Origin of the sequence: Paraburkholderia sp. J11-2, from assembly GCF_905220185.1 — a bacterium.
Classification (GTDB): Bacteria; Pseudomonadota; Gammaproteobacteria; order Burkholderiales; family Burkholderiaceae; genus Paraburkholderia.
Map to the genome: position 1 here is coordinate 1 of NZ_CAJMYY010000133.1, position 361 is coordinate 361.

At 62.3% G+C, this 361-nt stretch carries 1 protein-coding gene; it reads left to right on the forward strand.

Annotation, left to right across the window (positions count from 1 at the left end; all coding sequences use genetic code 11):
* A partial coding sequence (locus U5A57_RS41490; protein ID WP_321918134.1) for a LysR substrate-binding domain-containing protein occupies nt 1-298 on the forward strand: 298 nt, incomplete at its 5' end.
* Between the last annotated feature and the right edge of the window lie 63 nt (nt 299-361).

Sequence of the window (361 nt, forward strand, 5' to 3'; positions counted from 1 at the left end):
GCCGCTCGCGATCTGGCCGTTTCGCATGGCAGGCAAGCCGCACAACGTCAAGGTTTCAGGCGATCGCCAGGCGAGCGACGGTGGCGTACTCCGCGAGTGGGCGTTAGAGGGCGTAGGGGTCATCATCAAGAACCGTTGGGATATTCGGACGGAACTCGCGTCCAGGACGCTGGAGACGGCGCTGGAGGAGTACGTCGCGGAGCACGTCGATTTGTATGCCGTTTATCCGGCCGAGTTACCGGCGCGGCGCGTGACAGCGCTCATCCAGTTCCTCGCGGACGAACTTGCCGCAGGATAAGGTCGTCGTGACTTTGCGCACGCAACGACTCGTCCACCAATGCGGGCTAGTGTGAAATCGGCT